This is a genomic window from Streptomyces sp. NPDC048254, from assembly GCF_043201895.1.
In the GTDB taxonomy this organism is placed as follows: domain Bacteria; phylum Actinomycetota; class Actinomycetes; order Streptomycetales; family Streptomycetaceae; genus Streptomyces.
Genome location: NZ_JBICZJ010000013.1, coordinates 208,762 through 225,133 on the forward strand (window position 1 = coordinate 208,762; position 16,372 = coordinate 225,133).

The following is a 16,372-nucleotide window of genomic DNA, read 5'->3' on the forward strand; positions in this document are numbered from 1 at the left end:
AGACCGCATGCCTCCGGCCGTGCGCTTCGGCGTCAACTACACCCCCAGCGAAGGGTGGTTCCACCACTGGCTCGACTTCGACCTGGACTCCGTACGCGCCGACCTCGACTCGATCGCCGCTCTGGGACTCGACCACATCCGGGTCTTTCCGCTGTGGCCCTATTTCCAGCCCGACCGCACCCTGATCCGGCCGCGGGCAGTGGAGCAGCTCGTCGCCCTCGCCGACGCGGCCGCCGAACGCGGTCTCGACGTCAACGTGGACGGACTGCAAGGGCACTTGAGCAGCTTCGACTTCCTGCCGGCCTGGACCCGGACCTGGCACCGGCGCAACCTCTTCACCGACCCTGAGGTCGTGGCGGGGGAGGCCGCCTATCTCCGTACCCTGGCCGCGGCGCTGGCGGACCGGCCCAACTTCATCGGGATGACGATCGGCAACGAGGTCAACCAGTTCGCCGCCGGCCCGCATCCGGACCCGGACCGGGCCACCGAGGAGGAGGCGGAGCGCTGGCTGGCACGGCTGCTGGCCGCCTGTGCCGAGGGCGCCCCCGGCAGGCTCCATCTGCACGCCTCCTACGACGCCGCCTGGTACCAGGACGACCAGCCCTTCACCCCCGCCCACTCGGCCCGCCTCGGCGACCTCACCGCCGTGCACTCCTGGGTGTTCAACGGCACCGCCCAGCGCCACGGCCGCACCGCCCCGCAGACCGAACAGCACGCCGCGTATCTGGTGGAGCTCAGCAAGGCCTGGGCCGAGGACCCGCACCGGCCCGTATGGCTCCAGGAAGTGGGCGCGCCCGCGCCGCTGATCCCCGCCGAGCACGCGGCCGCCTTCACCGAGGCGACCCTCACCGCCGTACTGGACTGCCCCGATCTGTGGGGCGTCACCTGGTGGTGCTCGCACGACGTCAGCCGGAGCCTCGCCGACTTCCCCGAACTCGAATACGGGCTCGGTCTGTTCACCAACGACCGCAAACCCAAGGACCTCGCCCACGCCCTCGCGGCGGCCGAGCCCAGGGCGGCGAAGGCACGCGGCACGGCGCTCGTCGTGCCCTCCGACCCGGCCCTGCGCTCCCGGTGCGCGCCCGGCGGGCCGGTCTTCGACGCCTGGTTCCGGCTCGTCGCCGACGGCGCCCGCCCCACCACCGTCCTCGACACCCGCGCGGACGACCAGGACCATCTCGCCGCGCGCGGCATCACCGAGGTCGTCACTCCCGATCAGGTACTTCCCGCCCCACCAGGAGGCACCCGCTCGTGAACCCCAGCAGACGTACCGTCCTGATCGCCGCCACCGCGGCGGCCCTGGCCCGCTCACTGCCGGCGACGGCGGCGACCGGGGCGACCGAGGCGGCGGCCGTCACCCCGCCGTACGCCTCCTACTGGTACCCGGACTCCTTCCCCTCCGGCAGCCCCGGTACCGGTATCACCTGGCACAGCCTGAAGAGCTGGAGCGCGGCCACGGACGCCGACCTGGCCTTCAACGCCGCCTCCGTGCCGCTCGCCGCTCGCTTCACCCCGACCCCGGCCAACACCACCGCCCGCTCCGGGCAGGCCCGCGTCCAGGCGCTGGTGTCCTTCGGGCCCACCTCCAGCAACCCCTCCCAGGGCGCGGCCACCGCCGACTACTACGCGCTCACCCACTGGTCCTACCTCGACGAGCTGGTCTTCTGGGGCGGCTCGGCGGGGGAGGGGATCGTCCTCGCCCCGAACGCGCCGATCGTCGACGCGGCCCACCGGCACGGCGTGCCCGTGCTCGGCACCATCTTCCTGCCGCCCACCGCCTACGGCGGCCAGCTCCAGTGGACCCGCGACCTGGTCCAGCAGGACGCCACCGGGCACTGTCCGCTCGCCGCCCAACTGGTCGCGGTGGCCGCCGCCTACGGCTTCGACGGCTGGTTCGTCAACGCCGAGACCGGCGGCGGCAACACCGCCCTCGGCACCGCCATGCTCGGTTTCATGACCGAGCTGAAGTCCCTCGCCGCCGCCCGGGGCCAGCGGGTCACCTGGTACGACGCGATGACCGTGAACGGGACGGTCAGCTGGCAGGGCGCGCTCAACAGCCAGAACCAGGCCTTCTTCCAGACCGCCGACGACATGTTCGTCGACTTCCGCTGGAGCACCTCGACGCTCGCCTCCTCCGGCACCCAGGCAGTCCAACTGGGTCGCGACCGCTATGAGTTGTGGGCCGGTGTCGACGTCGAGTCCCACGGGTCCAGCACCTCGGTGAACTGGGACGCGATCGTGCCCAGCGGCTCGGCGCACGTCACCTCGATCGGCTTCTACCGGCCCGAGTGGACCCGCAACCACCTCCCCGCGAGCCGCACCCCCGGCGACTTCCACGCCGCCGACGACCTGTTCTGGACCGGGCGGTCACTGGACCCGTCCCGGCCGGACGGCACGGATCCGTGGCGGGCGCCGGCCGTGTCGGTGGCGGACCGGTCGACGGTGTCGGCGGTGCCGTTCGCCAGCGTCTTCAACACCGGGCACGGCCTGCGCTGGTACGAGGACGGCGAGGTCACCTCGGACACCCCCTGGAACCACCTCGGTCTGCAGGACCGGCTGCCGTCCCGGCGGTGGGCGGTGCGGACGGCGGGCACCAGGCCGGCCGTGACCTTCGACTTCGCGGACGCCTGGCGGGGCGGCAGCAGCGTGCTGGTGAACGGTGCGCTGGACCAGCCCGTGGTGCTGGACCTCTACGCGACCCAGCTGCCGATCTCGGCGCAGACGGTTGTCGAACTGACGTACCGGACCGACTCTGGAGGCGTGGACGTCGAGCTCGCCGTCGCCACCGCCGAGCCGGGCAGCGCCGGGGCGGCACCGCCGTACACCTATCTGCCGGTGGACCCGGGCGACGGCTGGTCGACCGCGACCGTCCCGCTCACCGGTCTCTCCGGCACCGTCCACGCCCTCGGTGTCCGGCTCACCGCGACCGCCGGGCCCGTGCAGTGGCGGCTCGGCGCCATAGCCGTACGGGAGGCGGTGAGTACCCCCGCCGCTCCCGCCGCCCCGGGGATCACGGCGGCCGACGGCGGAAACCTGCGCCTCGCCTGGGACGCCGCCCCCGGCACTGTGCGCCACTACACCCTGCACCGGCTGCTCCCCGACGGCACCCGGCGCTTCCTCGGCGCCACCGGCCAGCGCGCCTACTACCTGACCGGGCTCCAGCCGGAGCAGGGCGAGGTGGCGGCACGGTTCGAAGTGCGTGCCGTAGGGGAGCTGTACACCTCGTCGGATCCCGTGACCGTCACGCACACCTGGTAACCGGTAACGAACAAACGGAGCACCCCACATGCATGACGACCGCAGCTTGGTGGAAGCCCGCCTCAAGCGCGTCCTCGACGAGCGCATCCGCCCCGCCGTGTACCCCGAGTCCGTCCCGCTCGACGTCGCCGTGTGGCACGCGCCCGGCGAGCCCGTGCCGATCGACGAAGGGCTCGCGGCCGAGCCCGGGCCGATCGAGGTGGGCGCCCGGTGGGGTGCTCCGTGGGGCACCAGCTGGTTCCGGGTGACCGGAACCGTCCCCGAGGAGTGGGCCGGGCGGACCGTGGAGGCCCTGCTCGACCTCGGATTCGACGAGAACATGCCCGGCTTCCAGTGCGAGGGCCTGGTCTACCGGCCCGACGGCACCCCGGTGAAGGGCCTCAACCCGCGCAACCAGTGGGTCCGGATCGGCGCCCCGGTGGCGGGCGGCGAGCAGGTACGGCTGCACATCGAGGCCGCTTCCAACCCCGTCATCCTCGACTACCACCCCTTCCGGCCCACCTGGCTGGGCGACAAGGACACCGCCGGGCACGAGCCGCAGTACACGCTCACCCGGATGGACCTCGCCGTCTTCGACGAGACCGTGTGGCAGCTGGTGCTCGACCTGGAGGTGCTCGGCGAGCTGATGGCCGAGCTGCCGGCGGACGCACAACGCCGCTGGGAGATCCTGCGCGCGGTCGAACGGGCGCTGGACGCGATCGACCTCCAGGACGTCAACGGCACGGCGGAGCAGGCGCGTGCACGGCTCACCGACGTCCTGTCCGTCCCCGCCGGCCCCTCCGCGCACCGGATCAGCGCTGTCGGCCACGCGCACATCGACTCGGCGTGGCTGTGGCCGCTGCGCGAGACGGTCCGCAAGGTGGCCCGTACGACCGCCAACATGACCGCCCTCATCGAGGACGAGCCCGACTTCGTGTTCGCCATGTCCCAGGCGCAGCAGTGGGCGTGGGTGAAGGAGCACCGGCCCGAGGTGTGGACGCGGGTGAAGAAGGCGGTCGCGGACGGTAGGTTCGTGCCGGCCGGTGGGATGTGGGTGGAGTCGGACACCAACATGCCGGGTTCGGAGGCGATGGCCCGTCAGTTCGTGCACGGGAAGCGGTTCTTCCTGGACGAGTTCGGGATCGAGAATCACGAGGCGTGGCTGCCGGACACCTTCGGCTTCGCCGCCGGCCTTCCGCAGATCATCAGGGCGGCGGGCTCCACCCGGCTCCTCACCCAGAAGATCTCCTGGTCCCAGACGAACAAGTTCCCCCACCACACCTTCCAGTGGGAGGGCATCGACGGCACCCGGATCTTCACGCACTTCCCGCCCGTCGACACCTACAACTGCTCCATGAAGGGCAGCGAACTCGCCCACGCCGCCCGCAACTTCAAGGACAAGGGCCGGGCGCAGCACTCCCTCGCGCCGACCGGCTGGGGCGACGGAGGCGGCGGCACGACCCGCGAGATGGTCGCGAAGGCGGCCCGGGTACGGGACCTGGAGGGCGCGCCGACGGTTGTCTGGGAGACCCCGGAGAAGTTCTTCGAGAAGGCGGAGGCCGAATACCAGGACCCGCCCGTCTGGGTGGGCGAGCTGTACCTCGAACTCCACCGTGCCACCCTCACCAGCCAGGCCAGGACCAAGCAGGGCAACCGGCGCAGCGAGCACCTTCTGCGGGAGGCCGAGCTGTGGGCGGCCACGGCGGCGGTGCGGACCGGGTTCCCCTATCCGTACGAGGAGCTGGACCGGATCTGGAAGACGGTTCTGCTCCACCAGTTCCACGACATCCTGCCCGGGTCGTCGATCGCCTGGGTGCACCGCGAGGCCCGGGCGACCTATCAGCGGGTCGCCGCCGAACTCGGCGGGATCATCGACGCGGCCCAGCGGGCCCTGGCGGGGGAGGGGACGCGGAGTCTGGTCTTCAACTCGGCACCGCACGGTCGCCATGGCGTCCCCGCCGGGGGTGCCGGCGAGGAGGAGCGGCCCGAGGAGGTGACGGTGTCGGAGCGGCCCGAGGGCGGCCAGATCCTCTCCAACGGCCTGCTGCGGATCGAGATCGACGCCCGGGGCCTGGTCGTATCCGCGTACGATCTCGCCGCCGACCGGGAGGCCGTCGCCCCCGGTGCGGCCGCCAACCTGCTCCAACTCCACCCGGACTTCCCGAACATGTGGGACGCCTGGGACGTCGACGCCTTCTACCGCAACGCGGTCACGAACCTCACCGACATCGACGAGTTGTCGGTCGGCGAGGACGGCCGTTCGGTCCGGATCGCACGGTCCTTCGGCTCCTCCCGCGTCACCCAGGTGCTGTCGCTGTCGCCGGGCGAGCGCCGGCTGCTGGTCGACACGGAGGTGGACTGGCACGAGACGGAGAAGTTCCTGAAGCTGGCCTTCCCGCTGGACCTGCACGCCGAACGCTACGCGTCGGAGACCCAGTTCGGCCACTTCCACCGCCCGACCCACACCAACACCTCATGGGAGGCAGCGAAGTTCGAGGCCTGCAACCACCGCTTCATCCACCTGGACGAGCCGGGCTGGGGCGTGGCGATCGTCAACGACTCCACGTACGGCCACGACGTGACCCGCGCGGTCCGCACGGACGGCGACCGGGGCACGACGACCACGGTCCGCGTCTCCCTGCTGCGCGCCCCGCGCTTCCCCGACCCCGAGACCGACCAGGGCGTCCACCACTTCCGGCACGCACTGGTACCGGGCGCGGGAATCGCGGACGCGGTACGGGAGGGCTGGCGGATCAACCTGCCGGAGCGCCGGGTGACGGGTGCGCGGGAGGTGGCCCCGCTGGTCACGGTCGACAACGACGCGGTCGTCATCACGGCGGTGAAGCTGGCGGACGACGGCAGCGGCGACGTGGTGGTCCGCTTCCACGAGGCCCACGGCGGCCGGGCACGCGCGACACTGACGACGGGTTTCGAGATCGCGGGGGTCGGGGTGACGGACTTGCTGGAGCGACCGTTGCCGGACACTCCCGAGCGGGCAGGAAACCGCGTCACTGTGCGGCTACGACCGTTCGAGTTGGTGACTTTGCGACTGGCGCGAGTCTGAGCGCCCCTTCAGGGGCGCGGGGCTGTATCCATGTGCGGCTACCGCCGCGTGGGCGCGACCAGCCACAACGCACCCGCACCCGAAAACCCCCGGCCTACCCCCGTAGCTGCACCCGCAACCACTCCTCCACCTCACCCACATGCGAAGCCGCCGCAGCCCTCGCCGCCTCCGGATCCCGGGCGACGAGGGCGCGGTGGATCGCCGCGTGCTCCCGCCGCGTCCGCGCGAACGCCCCCTCCTCCTGAAACCCCCGCCACACCCGGGCCCGGAACGTCCTCGACGACAGCCCCTCCAGGATCGCGGCCATCGTGTCGTTCCCGGCGGCGCCGGCGATCACCCGGTGGAACGCGAGGTCGTGGGCGAGGATCTCCTCCGGGTCGTCCGTGGCGTTCATCGCCGTCAAGTGCTTCTCGACCTCGGCCAGTTGATCGGCCGTGATCCGCGCAGCGGCCAGCGCCGTCGCCGTCGACTCCAGGACCCGGCGCACCTCCAGCAACTCCACCAGCTGCGGCCCGCGTGACAGATCGGCGACCACCCCGAACGTCTCCAGCAGGTCACCCGCCTCCAGCTGGGTGACGTAGATGCCGGAGCCGTGCCGGGCCTCCAGGACGCCCAGGACCGTCAGCGCGCGGATCGCCTCGCGCATGGAGCTGCGGGACATGCCCAGCTGGGCGGCGAGATCCCGTTCGGTCGGCAGCCGTTGACCCGGCTCCAGGCGGCCCTCCCCGATCATCGCCTTGATCCGCTCGATGGCGCGCTGCGTCACCGTGCCCTTCTGCGGGGCCGGCCCGTCCACACCACTCTCGTCCACACGCTCCTCCTGTCGCCGGTGCGCCGCAGTCTAACCAGCGAGGTGGTCGGACCACTACGGCTCGAATCGCCGAAAAAACGCGTACGAAGGGTGTTGACGGCCCCGAGTGGTCTGATAAGTATGCGGGCATCTGCTCGAACACGCTCGATGAGGAGCTGCCAGATGCCCGGCAGAACACTGGGGAAGCGGAACAGGTACCGGATGATCGGCGCGACGGCCGTGGCCGTCGGCGCCTCGCTCGCGCTCGCCGCGTGCGGCAGCACGAAGGACACCGGCAGCGGCAGCGCCGGAGGCGGCGGCACCGGCAAGGTCGGGGTGATCCTGCCCCTGCTGACCTCGCCGTTCTGGCAGTCGTACAACGACTACGTACCCAAGATGGCGAAGTCCGAGGGTGTCGAGGCGCTGAAGACGGTCAACTCCAACAGTGACCCCTCCCAGCAGATCACCGACATCAACAACGAGCTGAACCAGGGCGTGAAGGGACTGGTCGTCGCCCCGCTGGACAGCGCGGCCATCGAGGCGGGTCTCGACCAGGCCGAACGCAAGGGCGTACCGGTGGTCGCCGTGGACGTGGCGCCCGACAAGGGCAAGGTCGCCATGGTGGTGCGCGCCGACAACGTCGCCTACGGCACCAAGGCCTGCGACTACCTCGGCCAGCACGTCACCAGCGGCAAGGTCGTGCAGATCATGGGCGACCTGGCCTCGGTGAACGGCCGGGACCGCTCCGAGGCCTTCCGGGACTGCGTGAAGAAGAAGTACCCGAAGCTCAAGGTGCTGGAGATCCCCGCCAAGTGGGAGTCCGACACGGCCGCGTCCAAGCTGGACACGCTCCTCAACGCCAACCCCGACATCAAGGGCATCTACATGCAGGCCGGCGGTGTCTACCTCGCCCCGACCCTGCAGACCCTGAAGTCCAAGGGCATGCTCAAGACGGCCGGGCAGAGCGGGCACATAGCGATCGTCTCCAACGACGGCATCCCGCAGGAGTTCGACGCCATCCGCAAGGGCGAGATCGACGCGACCGTCTCCCAGCCCGCCGACGCCTACGCCAAGTACGGCATGTACTACATCAAGGCGGCGATGGAGGGGAAGACGTTCAAGCCCGGCCCGACCGACCACGACTCCACGATCGTCAAGCTGCCCAGCGGCATCCTGGAGGACCAGCTCCCCGCGCCGCTCGTCACCAAGGACAACGTGGACGACCCGAAGCTGTGGGGCAACACGGTCAAATGAGCACGCCACTTGTTGAGGCCCGGGACATCGTCAAGCGGTACGGTCCCACCGTCGCCCTCGCCGACGGCCGGCTCACCGTGCTGCCCGGCGAGTCCCACGCCCTCGTCGGCCGCAACGGCGCCGGCAAGTCCACCCTGGTCAGCGTCCTCACCGGGCTCCAGGTCCCCGACGAGGGCACGGTCCGCTTCGACGGCGAGCCCGCGCCCCCGCTCGCCGACCGGGACGCCTGGCGGAGCAAGGTCGCCTGCGTCTACCAGAAGCCCACGGTCGTACCGGAGCTGACGGTCGCCGAGAACCTGTTCATCAACCGGCAGCCGCTGCACCGGGGTCTCATCAGCTGGCGGCGGCTGCGGAGCGAGGCGGCCGCGCTGCTCGACACCTGGGACGTCCATGTCGACCCCGAGGCGCGCACCGCCGACCTCAAGGTCGAGGACCGCCAAATGGTGGAGATCGCCAGGGCGTTGAGCTTCGGTGCCCGGTTCATCGTGCTCGACGAGCCGACCGCCCAGCTCGACAACCGGGAGATCGAGCGGCTGTTCAGCCGGATGCGGGCGCTCCAGGACTCGGGCGTGACCTTCCTGTTCATCTCGCACCACCTCCAGGAGGTCTACGAGGTCTGCCAGACCGTCACCGTGCTCCGCGACGCCCGCTGGATCACCACCGCGTCCGTCGCCGAACTCCCGCGCCGGGCCCTGGTGGAGGCCATGGCGGGGGAGTCGATCGCCGAGCAGGACCACAGCCGCGAGGCGGTGGCGGACGAGTCCCCCGTCGTGCTGGACGCGCGGGGGCTGACCTCACCGTCGTACCAGGACATCGACCTCACCGTGCGCCGGGGCGAGGTCGTCGGGATCGCCGGATCCAGCGGCAGCGGCAAGATCGAGCTGGCGGAGTCGTTCGCCGGGCTGTACACCCCGACCGCGGGAACCGCCCGACTCGACGGCGAGCGGCTGCCGTTCGGCGATGTGCAGGCCGCCCTGAAGGCCGGCGTCGGCTGTGTGCCGCGCGACCGGCACGGACAGGGACTGGTCTTCGGCATGAGCATCGGCGACAACGCCACCATGAGCGTCCTCGACCGGCTCGGCCGCTTCGGGTTCATCGCCGGCGACCGCAAGCGCCGCTTCGCCGACGAGCTGATCGAGCGCCTCGACATCCACGCCGAGGGACCCGAGCAGCCCGTCTCCGACCTGTCCGGCGGCAACGCGCAGAAGGTCGTCATGGCCCGCGCCCTCGCCTCCGGCCCCCGGCTGCTCGTCCTGATCAACCCCACCGCGGGCGTCGACGTGAAGTCCAAGGAGTCGCTGCTCGCCCGCATGGACAACGCCCGCGAGGACGGCACCGCCGTACTGGTCGTCTCCGACGAACTCGACGACCTGCGCCGCTGCGACCGCGTCCTCGTCCTCTTCCACGGCCGCGTCGTCGCCGAGCACCCGGCGGGCTGGCGCGACCACGAGCTGATCGCCTCCATAGAAGGAGTGGACTCCATGCCCGCAGGAGCCGGCTCCCCGGCCGAAGGAGTGGACCATGGCTGACACGAAGGCCCCGTCGGCCTCGACCGCCGGCCCCGTGCGCGTCCCCGACGCCCGTGCCGCCAAGACCGTACTGCTCCGCCGGGTCCGTGAACTCGCCCTCGTACCCGCGCTGTTGGTCCTTCTGATCCTCGGCGCGATCGTCAACGACTCGTTTCTCACCGAACGGAACCTGATCTCCATCCTGGGCGCCTCGGCGGCCCTGGCGATGGTGGTCCTCGCCGAGTCGCTGATCCTGATCACCGGCAAGATCGACCTGTCCCTGGAGTCGGTGGTCGGCATCGCCCCCGCCGTCGGCGCCCTGCTGGTGCTGCCCACCGCGGAGTCCGGCTGGGGCACCGGGTGGCCGGCCGGACTCGCCCTGGCCGCCGTCCTCGTCGTCGGCGGCGTCATCGGCGCCTTCAACGGCGTCCTGGTGGTGAAGTTCAAGCTCAACGCCTTCATCGTCACCCTCGCGATGCTGATCGTCCTGCGCGGTCTGCTGGTCGGCGCCACCAAGGGCAAGACGCTGTTCGGCATGCCCGACGCGTTCTTCTCCCTGGCCACCTCCACCTTCCTGCGGGTCCCGCTGTCGGTGTGGCTGGCCGCGGTCGCCTTCGGCGTGGCCGGGCTGATCCTCAAGTACCACCGGGTCGGCCGCGCCCTGTACGCGATCGGCGGCAACGCGGAGGCGGCCCGCGCGGCCGGTATCCGCGTCGACCGGGTGGTGCTGGGCGTGTCCGTCGTCGCGGGTGTCCTCGCCTCCGTCGGCGGGATCATGCAGACGGGCTATGTCGGCGCGATCAGCGCCAACCAGGGCAACAACATGATCTTCACGGTGATGGCGGCGGCGGTGATCGGCGGCATCAGCCTGGACGGCGGCAAGGGCACCATGTTCGGCGCTCTGACCGGCGTACTCCTCCTGGGTGTCGTCCAGAACCTGCTCACTCTGGCGCAGGTCCCGTCGTTCTGGATCCAGGCCATCTACGGCGGCATCATCCTCGTCGCCCTCATGATCGCCCGGGTCACCACGGGACGGGCCCAGGACTGATCGACCCGCGTCCCGAACTCCCCCCGACGGAAAGGCAATCCGTGTCCCCGAGCCCCGGTCCCTCTGCCCGCGTCACCGCGGTCGACACCTACGACATCCGCTTCCCCACCTCGCGCGAGCTCGACGGCTCCGACGCGATGAACCCGGACCCCGACTACTCGGCGGCCTATGTCGTGCTGCGCACCGACGCGGCCGACGGGCACGAGGGACACGGGTTCACGTTCACCATCGGGCGGGGCAACGACGTCCAGGTCGCCGCGATCGACGCGCTGCGGAACCATGTGCTCGGCCGCCCGGTCGACGAGATCTGCGACGACCCCGGAACCCTCTACCAGGACCTGATCGGCGACAGCCAGCTGCGCTGGCTCGGCCCCGAGAAGGGCGTGATGCACATGGCGATCGGCGCGGTGATCAACGCGGTGTGGGACCTGGCCGCGCGCCGGGCCGGCAAGCCGCTGTGGCAGCTGCTCGCCGACGCCGAACCCGAGTGGATCGTCCGGCAGATCGACTTCCGCTACCTCACCGACGCCCTCACCCCCGAGGAGGCCCTCGGGATCCTCCGGCGCGCCCGCGAAGGCGCCGACGACCGCCGGGCCCGGCTGCTGGAGGTCGGCTTCCCCGCTTACACCACCTCCGCCGGCTGGCTCGGCTACGACGACGAGAAGCTCACCCGGCTCGCCGCCGAGGCGGTCGCCGACGGCTTCCGGCAGATCAAGCTGAAGGTCGGCGCCGACCTGGAGGACGACATCCGGCGCTGCCGGGTGGCCCGCGCGGTGGTCGGCCCGGACATCCGGATGGCCATCGACGCCAACCAGCGCTGGAACGTCGACGAGGCGATCCGGTGGACCAAGGCGCTCTCCGAGTTCGACCCGTACTGGATCGAGGAGCCCACCAGCCCCGACGACATCCTCGGCCATGCCGCCATCCGCCGGGCGGTCACCCCGGTCAAGGTCGCCACCGGCGAACACGTGCAGAACCGCATCGTCTTCAAGCAGCTGCTCCAGGCCGGCGCCCTCGACATCGTCCAGATCGACGCGGCCCGGGTCGCCGGCGTCAACGAGAACCTCGCCATCCTGCTGCTCGCCGCCAAGTTCGGCGTCCCCGTCTGCCCGCACGCGGGCGGCGTCGGACTGTGCGAACTCGTCCAGCACCTCTCGATGTTCGACTACCTCGCGGTCGCCGGCACCACCGACGACCGGGTCATCGAGTACGTCGATCATCTGCACGACCACTTCCGCGACCCGGTGGTGATCAGAGAGGGTCACTACACGGCACCCACCGCACCGGGCTTCTCCGCCGCCATGCGACCGGAGTCCGTCGCGGAGTACACCTATCCGGGCGGCACCTTCTGGGCCGCCGACGCACAGACGCAGGCGCAGGTACAGATGCAGGCACAGCAGCAGGCACAGAAGCAGAAGGGACAGGCGGCATGACCGACTTCGAGGGCCTGAAAGCACTGGTCACCGGCGGGGCCTCCGGGATCGGCCGGGCCACCGCCGAACTCCTCGCCGAGCGCGGCGCCCAGGTCGCCGTCCTCGACCTCGACCCGTCCGCCGTCGAGAAGCCGCTGCTCGGCTTCCGGGCCGACGTCACCGACGACGCCTCCGTGCGTACGGCCGTGGAGAGCGCGGTGGAAGCCCTCGGCGGCCTCGACGTGCTGGTCAACAACGCCGGCATCGGCGCCCAGGGCACGGTCGAGGACAACGACGACGACGAATGGCGCCGCGTCTTCGACGTCAACGTCCTCGGCATGGTCCGCACCGCCCGCGCGGCCCTCCCGCACCTGCGCCGCTCGGACCACGCGGCGATCGTCAACACCTGCTCCATCGCCGCCACCGCGGGGCTGCCGCAACGTGCCCTGTACAGCGCCACCAAGGGCGCCGTGTACTCGCTCACCCTGGCCATGGCCGCCGACCACCTCCGCGAGGGCGTCCGCGTCAACTGCGTCAACCCCGGTACGGCGGACACCCCGTGGGTCGGCCGCCTCCTCGACAAGGCCCCCGACCCGGCCGCCGAACGTGCCGCCCTGGCGGCCCGCCAGCCCTCCGGCCGCCTGGTCTCCGCCGCCGAGGTCGCCGGCGCCATCGCCTACTTGGCCAGCCCGCTGTCCGGCGCCACCACCGGCACCTCCCTCGCCGTCGACGGCGGTATGCAGGGCCTCAGGCTGCGCCCGGTGGGCCAGTGAGCACCCTCGGCCGAAGCGGCGTCCAAATCGGCCCCCTGGGCCTCGGCGCCGCCGTGATCGGCAACCTCTACACCGAAGTCTCCGACCAGCAGGCCCACGACACGGTCACCACCGCCTGGCAGCGGGGCATCCGCTACTTCGACACCGCACCCCACTACGGCCTCGGCCTGTCCGAACGGCGGCTCGGCGAGGCGCTGCGGGAGTACGACCGGGACGCCTACACCCTCTCCACCAAGGTCGGCCGCCGCCTGGAGCCGGGGCCCGGAGACGGCGACGACCTCGCCCACGGCTTCGCCGTGCCGGACACCTACCGCCGGGTCTGGGACTTCAGCGCCGACGGCATCCGCCGCACCCTGGAGGCGAGCCTGGAGCGGCTCGGCCTCGACCGGGTCGACGTGGTCTACCTCCACGACCCCGACGACCACGCCGAACAGGCCTTCCACGAGGGTTATCCGGCCCTGGAGAAGCTCCGCTCCGAGGGCGTCGTCGGTGCGATCGGCGCCGGCATGAACCAGACGGCCATGCTCACCCGGTTCGTCCGCGACACCGACATCGACGTGGTGCTGTGCGCCGGCCGCTACACCCTCCTCGACCAGAGCGCCCTGGCCGATCTGCTCCCGGCCGCCGGGGAACGCGGTACGTCGGTGGTGATCGGCGGGGCCTTCAACTCCGGCCTGCTGGCCGACCCCAGGCCGGCCGCCACCTACAACTACGCCCAGGTCTCCGACGAGCTGCTCGCCCGCGCCCTGCGCCTCAAGGCACTCGCCGAACGGCACGGCAGCACGCTCCGCGCGGCCGCCCTCGCCTTCTGCGCCGCCCACCCGGCCGTGGCGAGCGTGCTGGTCGGCGCCCGCTCGGCGGCGGAAATCGCGGACGGGGCACAGCAGTTCGCCACCCCGGTCCCCGCCGCCTTCTGGCAGGAACTGCGCGACAGCGGACTCCTGCGCCCGGGCACCCCGCTCCCCACGGAGGAGCCGTCATGAGGGTCGCCCTGCATACTCTGCCCGTCGTATGGGAGCAGCCATGACCGTCGACGCCCACCACCACGTCTGGGACCTCTCGGTACGGGACCAGGACTGGATCACGGGGCCGGAACTCCAGCCGCTCAGAAGGAACTTCACCGTCGAGGACCTCGAACCCGAGGCACGGGCGGCCGGTGTCACCCGCACGGTCCTCGTCCAGACGGTCACCGTCCCGGAGGAGACCCCCGAGTTCCTGGCCCTTGCCGACACCCACGATCTGGTCGCCGGAGTCGTCGGCTGGACCGACCTGACCGACCCGGCGGTCGGCGACGAACTCGCCCGCCTCAGCGAACTCCCCGGCGGCGCCTACCTGAAGGGCATCCGCCACCAGGTCCAGGGCGAACCGGACCCGGAGTGGCTGCTGCGCCCGGACGTCCACCGGGGCCTGGCCGCGATCGCCGACGCGGGCCTCGTCTACGACCTGGTCGTACAGGCCCACCAGCTGCCGGCCGCCGTCAAGGCGGCCGACTCCCACCCCCAGCTCACCTTCGTACTCGACCACCTGGGCAAACCGCCGATCGCCTCCGGAGACCTCGACCCCTGGGCCACCGCGGTACGCGCCCTGGCCGCCCTGCCCAACACCGTGTGCAAACTCTCCGGCATGGTCACGGAGGCCGACCCCGCCGGCTGGACGGTCGACGACCTCCGCCCGTACGCCGAGACGGTCCTGGACGCCTTCGGCCCGGACCGCCTGATGTTCGGCTCGGACTGGCCGGTGTGCGTCCTGGCCGGTACATACGCCGAAGTCTTCGACGCGGCCGAGCAGTTGATCGACCCCGGCGAACGCACCCGTGTCTTCGAGACCACCGCCACCCGCGTCTACGGCCTCTGAGCCGCCCCCGCCAGCCGCGTCGGCGGCATGAACTCCCGCACATAGGTCCGCTCCCAGCACGCGCCCGTCTCCCGCAGCTCCCGCCAACTGGTGTAGCGGTAGCGGAAGAGGCGGGCGCGGACGAAGCGCGGGGGTCTGTCGGGCGGGAAGGGGGAGCGGCGCAGCAGCCGTAGCGTGTCGCGGTCGTTCTCCAGGAGGCGCTCCACCAGGCCGCCGAACCAGTCGCCGGCGTACGCGGGGGAGAGGGCGGCGAACCACATCAGCCAGTCCAGGCGCAGGTGGTAGGGCGCGAACTGGCGCGGCCAGTGCCCTGGATCGCCGGGCTTGCCCTTGAACTCGTACTCCCGCCAGTCCGAGTCCTCGCGCGCGGCCTCGTCCAGCGTGCCCTCGACCACCACCTCGTACCGCACCCGGCTGACGCTGCCGAACGCGCCGTAGGTGTTGACCAGGTGCAGCGGGTCGAAGGAGCGGTTCATGACCTGGCGGCGCGAGACCATGTTCACCACCGGGCGGTAGCTCAGGAAGATCAGCAGCGCGGCCACGGCGAGGACGACGATCTCGTACCAGAGCGGGGCCGGCGGCGCGGCGGTGTGGTCCGTGGGGAGCCGGAGTGCCGACAGGGCCAGCACGATGGTGATCCAGTTCAGCCAGGAGAAGTTGCCGGAGACCACCAGCCACAGCTGGGTGAGGATCATCAGCGACGCGGCCGCCGTCGCGATCGGCTGGGGAGTGAACAGCAGGACGGGGACCACGAGCTGGGTGACGTGGTTCGCGGCCACCTCCGCCCGGTGCACCGGCTTCGGGAGGTGGTGGAAGAACCAGCTCAGCGGGCCCGGCATCGGCTGGGTCTCGTGGTGGTAGTAGAGGCAGGTCAGCTTGCGCCAGCAGGCGTCCCCGCGCATCTTGATCAGACCCGCCCCGAACTCCACCCGGAACAGGATCCAGCGCAGCAGGAACAGGACGACGACCGGCGGGGCCACCTCGTCGTTGCCGAGGAGCACGGCGAGGAAACCGACCTCCAGGAGCAGCGACTCCCAGCCGAACGCGTACCAGGTCTGGCCGACGTTGACGATCGAGAGATACAGGGCCCAGGGGACCAGCCACAGCACCATCGCGGCCCACAGCGGGAGCAGGGAGTCCAGGCCGGCCAGCAGTGCCGCCGACACCGCGCAGCCCGCCCAGGCGCAGGCCGCGAAGAAGCGGTCCGAGTAGTGCAGGTGGAAGAGGCTCGGAGCCCGCCGGAAGGGGACCCGGTCGACGAACCTCGGGATCGGCAGCATCCCGCGCTCGCCCAGCAGGGCCCGGAACTGGAGGGCCGCCACCAGGAACGCGACGAGGTACACACCGGCCAGCGCCCGCTGGAAGACCAGCCGGCTCAGCCAGTACCCGGATGCGGTGAACCAGTCCACGGCCGTGCGCTCCTGACTCTGTG

General features: G+C 71.3%; 12 protein-coding genes. 10 read left to right on the forward strand and 2 right to left on the reverse strand.

Features of this window, described 5'->3' with window-relative positions:
• The first annotated feature begins 7 nt into the window (after positions 1-7).
• From ACGFZQ_RS32985 to ACGFZQ_RS32995, 3 genes are read left to right on the forward strand one after another with little or no spacing between them, the layout of a single operon-like run.
• Complete coding sequence (locus ACGFZQ_RS32985) at positions 8-1,255, forward strand: glycosyl hydrolase (RefSeq protein WP_393843391.1); 1,248 nt, start codon at positions 8-10, stop codon at positions 1,253-1,255.
• Positions 1,252-3,258 (forward strand): endo-beta-N-acetylglucosaminidase, encoded by a 2,007-nt coding sequence (locus tag ACGFZQ_RS32990; RefSeq protein WP_393843392.1) that lies wholly within the window; start codon positions 1,252-1,254, stop codon positions 3,256-3,258. The genes ACGFZQ_RS32985 and ACGFZQ_RS32990 overlap by 4 nt, the downstream gene beginning before the upstream one ends.
• A 28-nt stretch (positions 3,259-3,286) precedes the next feature.
• Positions 3,287-6,301 (forward strand): alpha-mannosidase, encoded by a 3,015-nt coding sequence (locus ACGFZQ_RS32995; RefSeq protein WP_393843393.1) that lies wholly within the window; start codon positions 3,287-3,289, stop codon positions 6,299-6,301.
• Positions 6,302-6,395: 94 nt separating this feature from the next.
• On the opposite strand, the gene ACGFZQ_RS33000 is transcribed toward ACGFZQ_RS32995, so the two are convergent.
• Positions 6,396-7,097 carry a FadR/GntR family transcriptional regulator gene (locus ACGFZQ_RS33000; RefSeq protein ID WP_351744354.1) on the reverse strand — a complete coding sequence of 234 codons (702 nt, stop codon included), beginning with the start codon at positions 7,095-7,097 and terminating at the stop codon, positions 6,396-6,398.
• A gap of 177 nt (positions 7,098-7,274) precedes the next feature.
• On the opposite strand from ACGFZQ_RS33000, the gene ACGFZQ_RS33005 reads away from it, so the two are divergent.
• The 7 genes from ACGFZQ_RS33005 to ACGFZQ_RS33035 are packed head-to-tail and all read left to right on the forward strand — an operon-like array spanning position 7,275 to position 14,940.
• Entirely contained in the window at positions 7,275-8,345 is a 1,071-nt protein-coding gene (locus ACGFZQ_RS33005) for a sugar ABC transporter substrate-binding protein (protein WP_393843394.1), read from the forward strand.
• Positions 8,342-9,874, forward strand: coding sequence for a sugar ABC transporter ATP-binding protein (locus ACGFZQ_RS33010; RefSeq protein WP_393843395.1), 1,533 nt, complete (start codon positions 8,342-8,344; stop codon positions 9,872-9,874). Before ACGFZQ_RS33005 ends, ACGFZQ_RS33010 begins: the two co-directional genes overlap by 4 nt.
• Complete coding sequence (locus ACGFZQ_RS33015) at positions 9,867-10,901, forward strand: ABC transporter permease (protein WP_393843396.1); 1,035 nt, start codon at positions 9,867-9,869, stop codon at positions 10,899-10,901. The genes ACGFZQ_RS33010 and ACGFZQ_RS33015 overlap by 8 nt, the downstream gene beginning before the upstream one ends.
• 41 nt (positions 10,902-10,942) lie before the next feature.
• Positions 10,943-12,334 (forward strand): L-fuconate dehydratase, encoded by a 1,392-nt coding sequence (locus tag ACGFZQ_RS33020; protein ID WP_393843397.1) that lies wholly within the window; start codon positions 10,943-10,945, stop codon positions 12,332-12,334.
• Complete coding sequence (locus ACGFZQ_RS33025; protein ID WP_393843398.1) at positions 12,331-13,086, forward strand: SDR family NAD(P)-dependent oxidoreductase; 756 nt, start codon at positions 12,331-12,333, stop codon at positions 13,084-13,086. The genes ACGFZQ_RS33020 and ACGFZQ_RS33025 overlap by 4 nt, the downstream gene beginning before the upstream one ends.
• Positions 13,083-14,069, forward strand: a complete 987-nt coding sequence (locus tag ACGFZQ_RS33030) for an aldo/keto reductase (protein ID WP_393843399.1) — start codon at positions 13,083-13,085, stop codon at positions 14,067-14,069. The genes ACGFZQ_RS33025 and ACGFZQ_RS33030 overlap by 4 nt, the downstream gene beginning before the upstream one ends.
• 40 nt (positions 14,070-14,109) lie before the next feature.
• Positions 14,110-14,940, forward strand: coding sequence for an amidohydrolase family protein (locus ACGFZQ_RS33035; RefSeq protein ID WP_393843400.1), 831 nt, complete (start codon positions 14,110-14,112; stop codon positions 14,938-14,940).
• Here the strand turns inward: ACGFZQ_RS33035 and ACGFZQ_RS33040 are convergent.
• Positions 14,928-16,349, reverse strand: coding sequence for a lipase maturation factor family protein (locus tag ACGFZQ_RS33040; RefSeq protein WP_351744209.1), 1,422 nt, complete (start codon positions 16,347-16,349; stop codon positions 14,928-14,930). The two genes, ACGFZQ_RS33035 and ACGFZQ_RS33040, sit on opposite strands and share 13 nt — an antisense overlap.
• Positions 16,350-16,372: the final 23 nt, after the last annotated feature.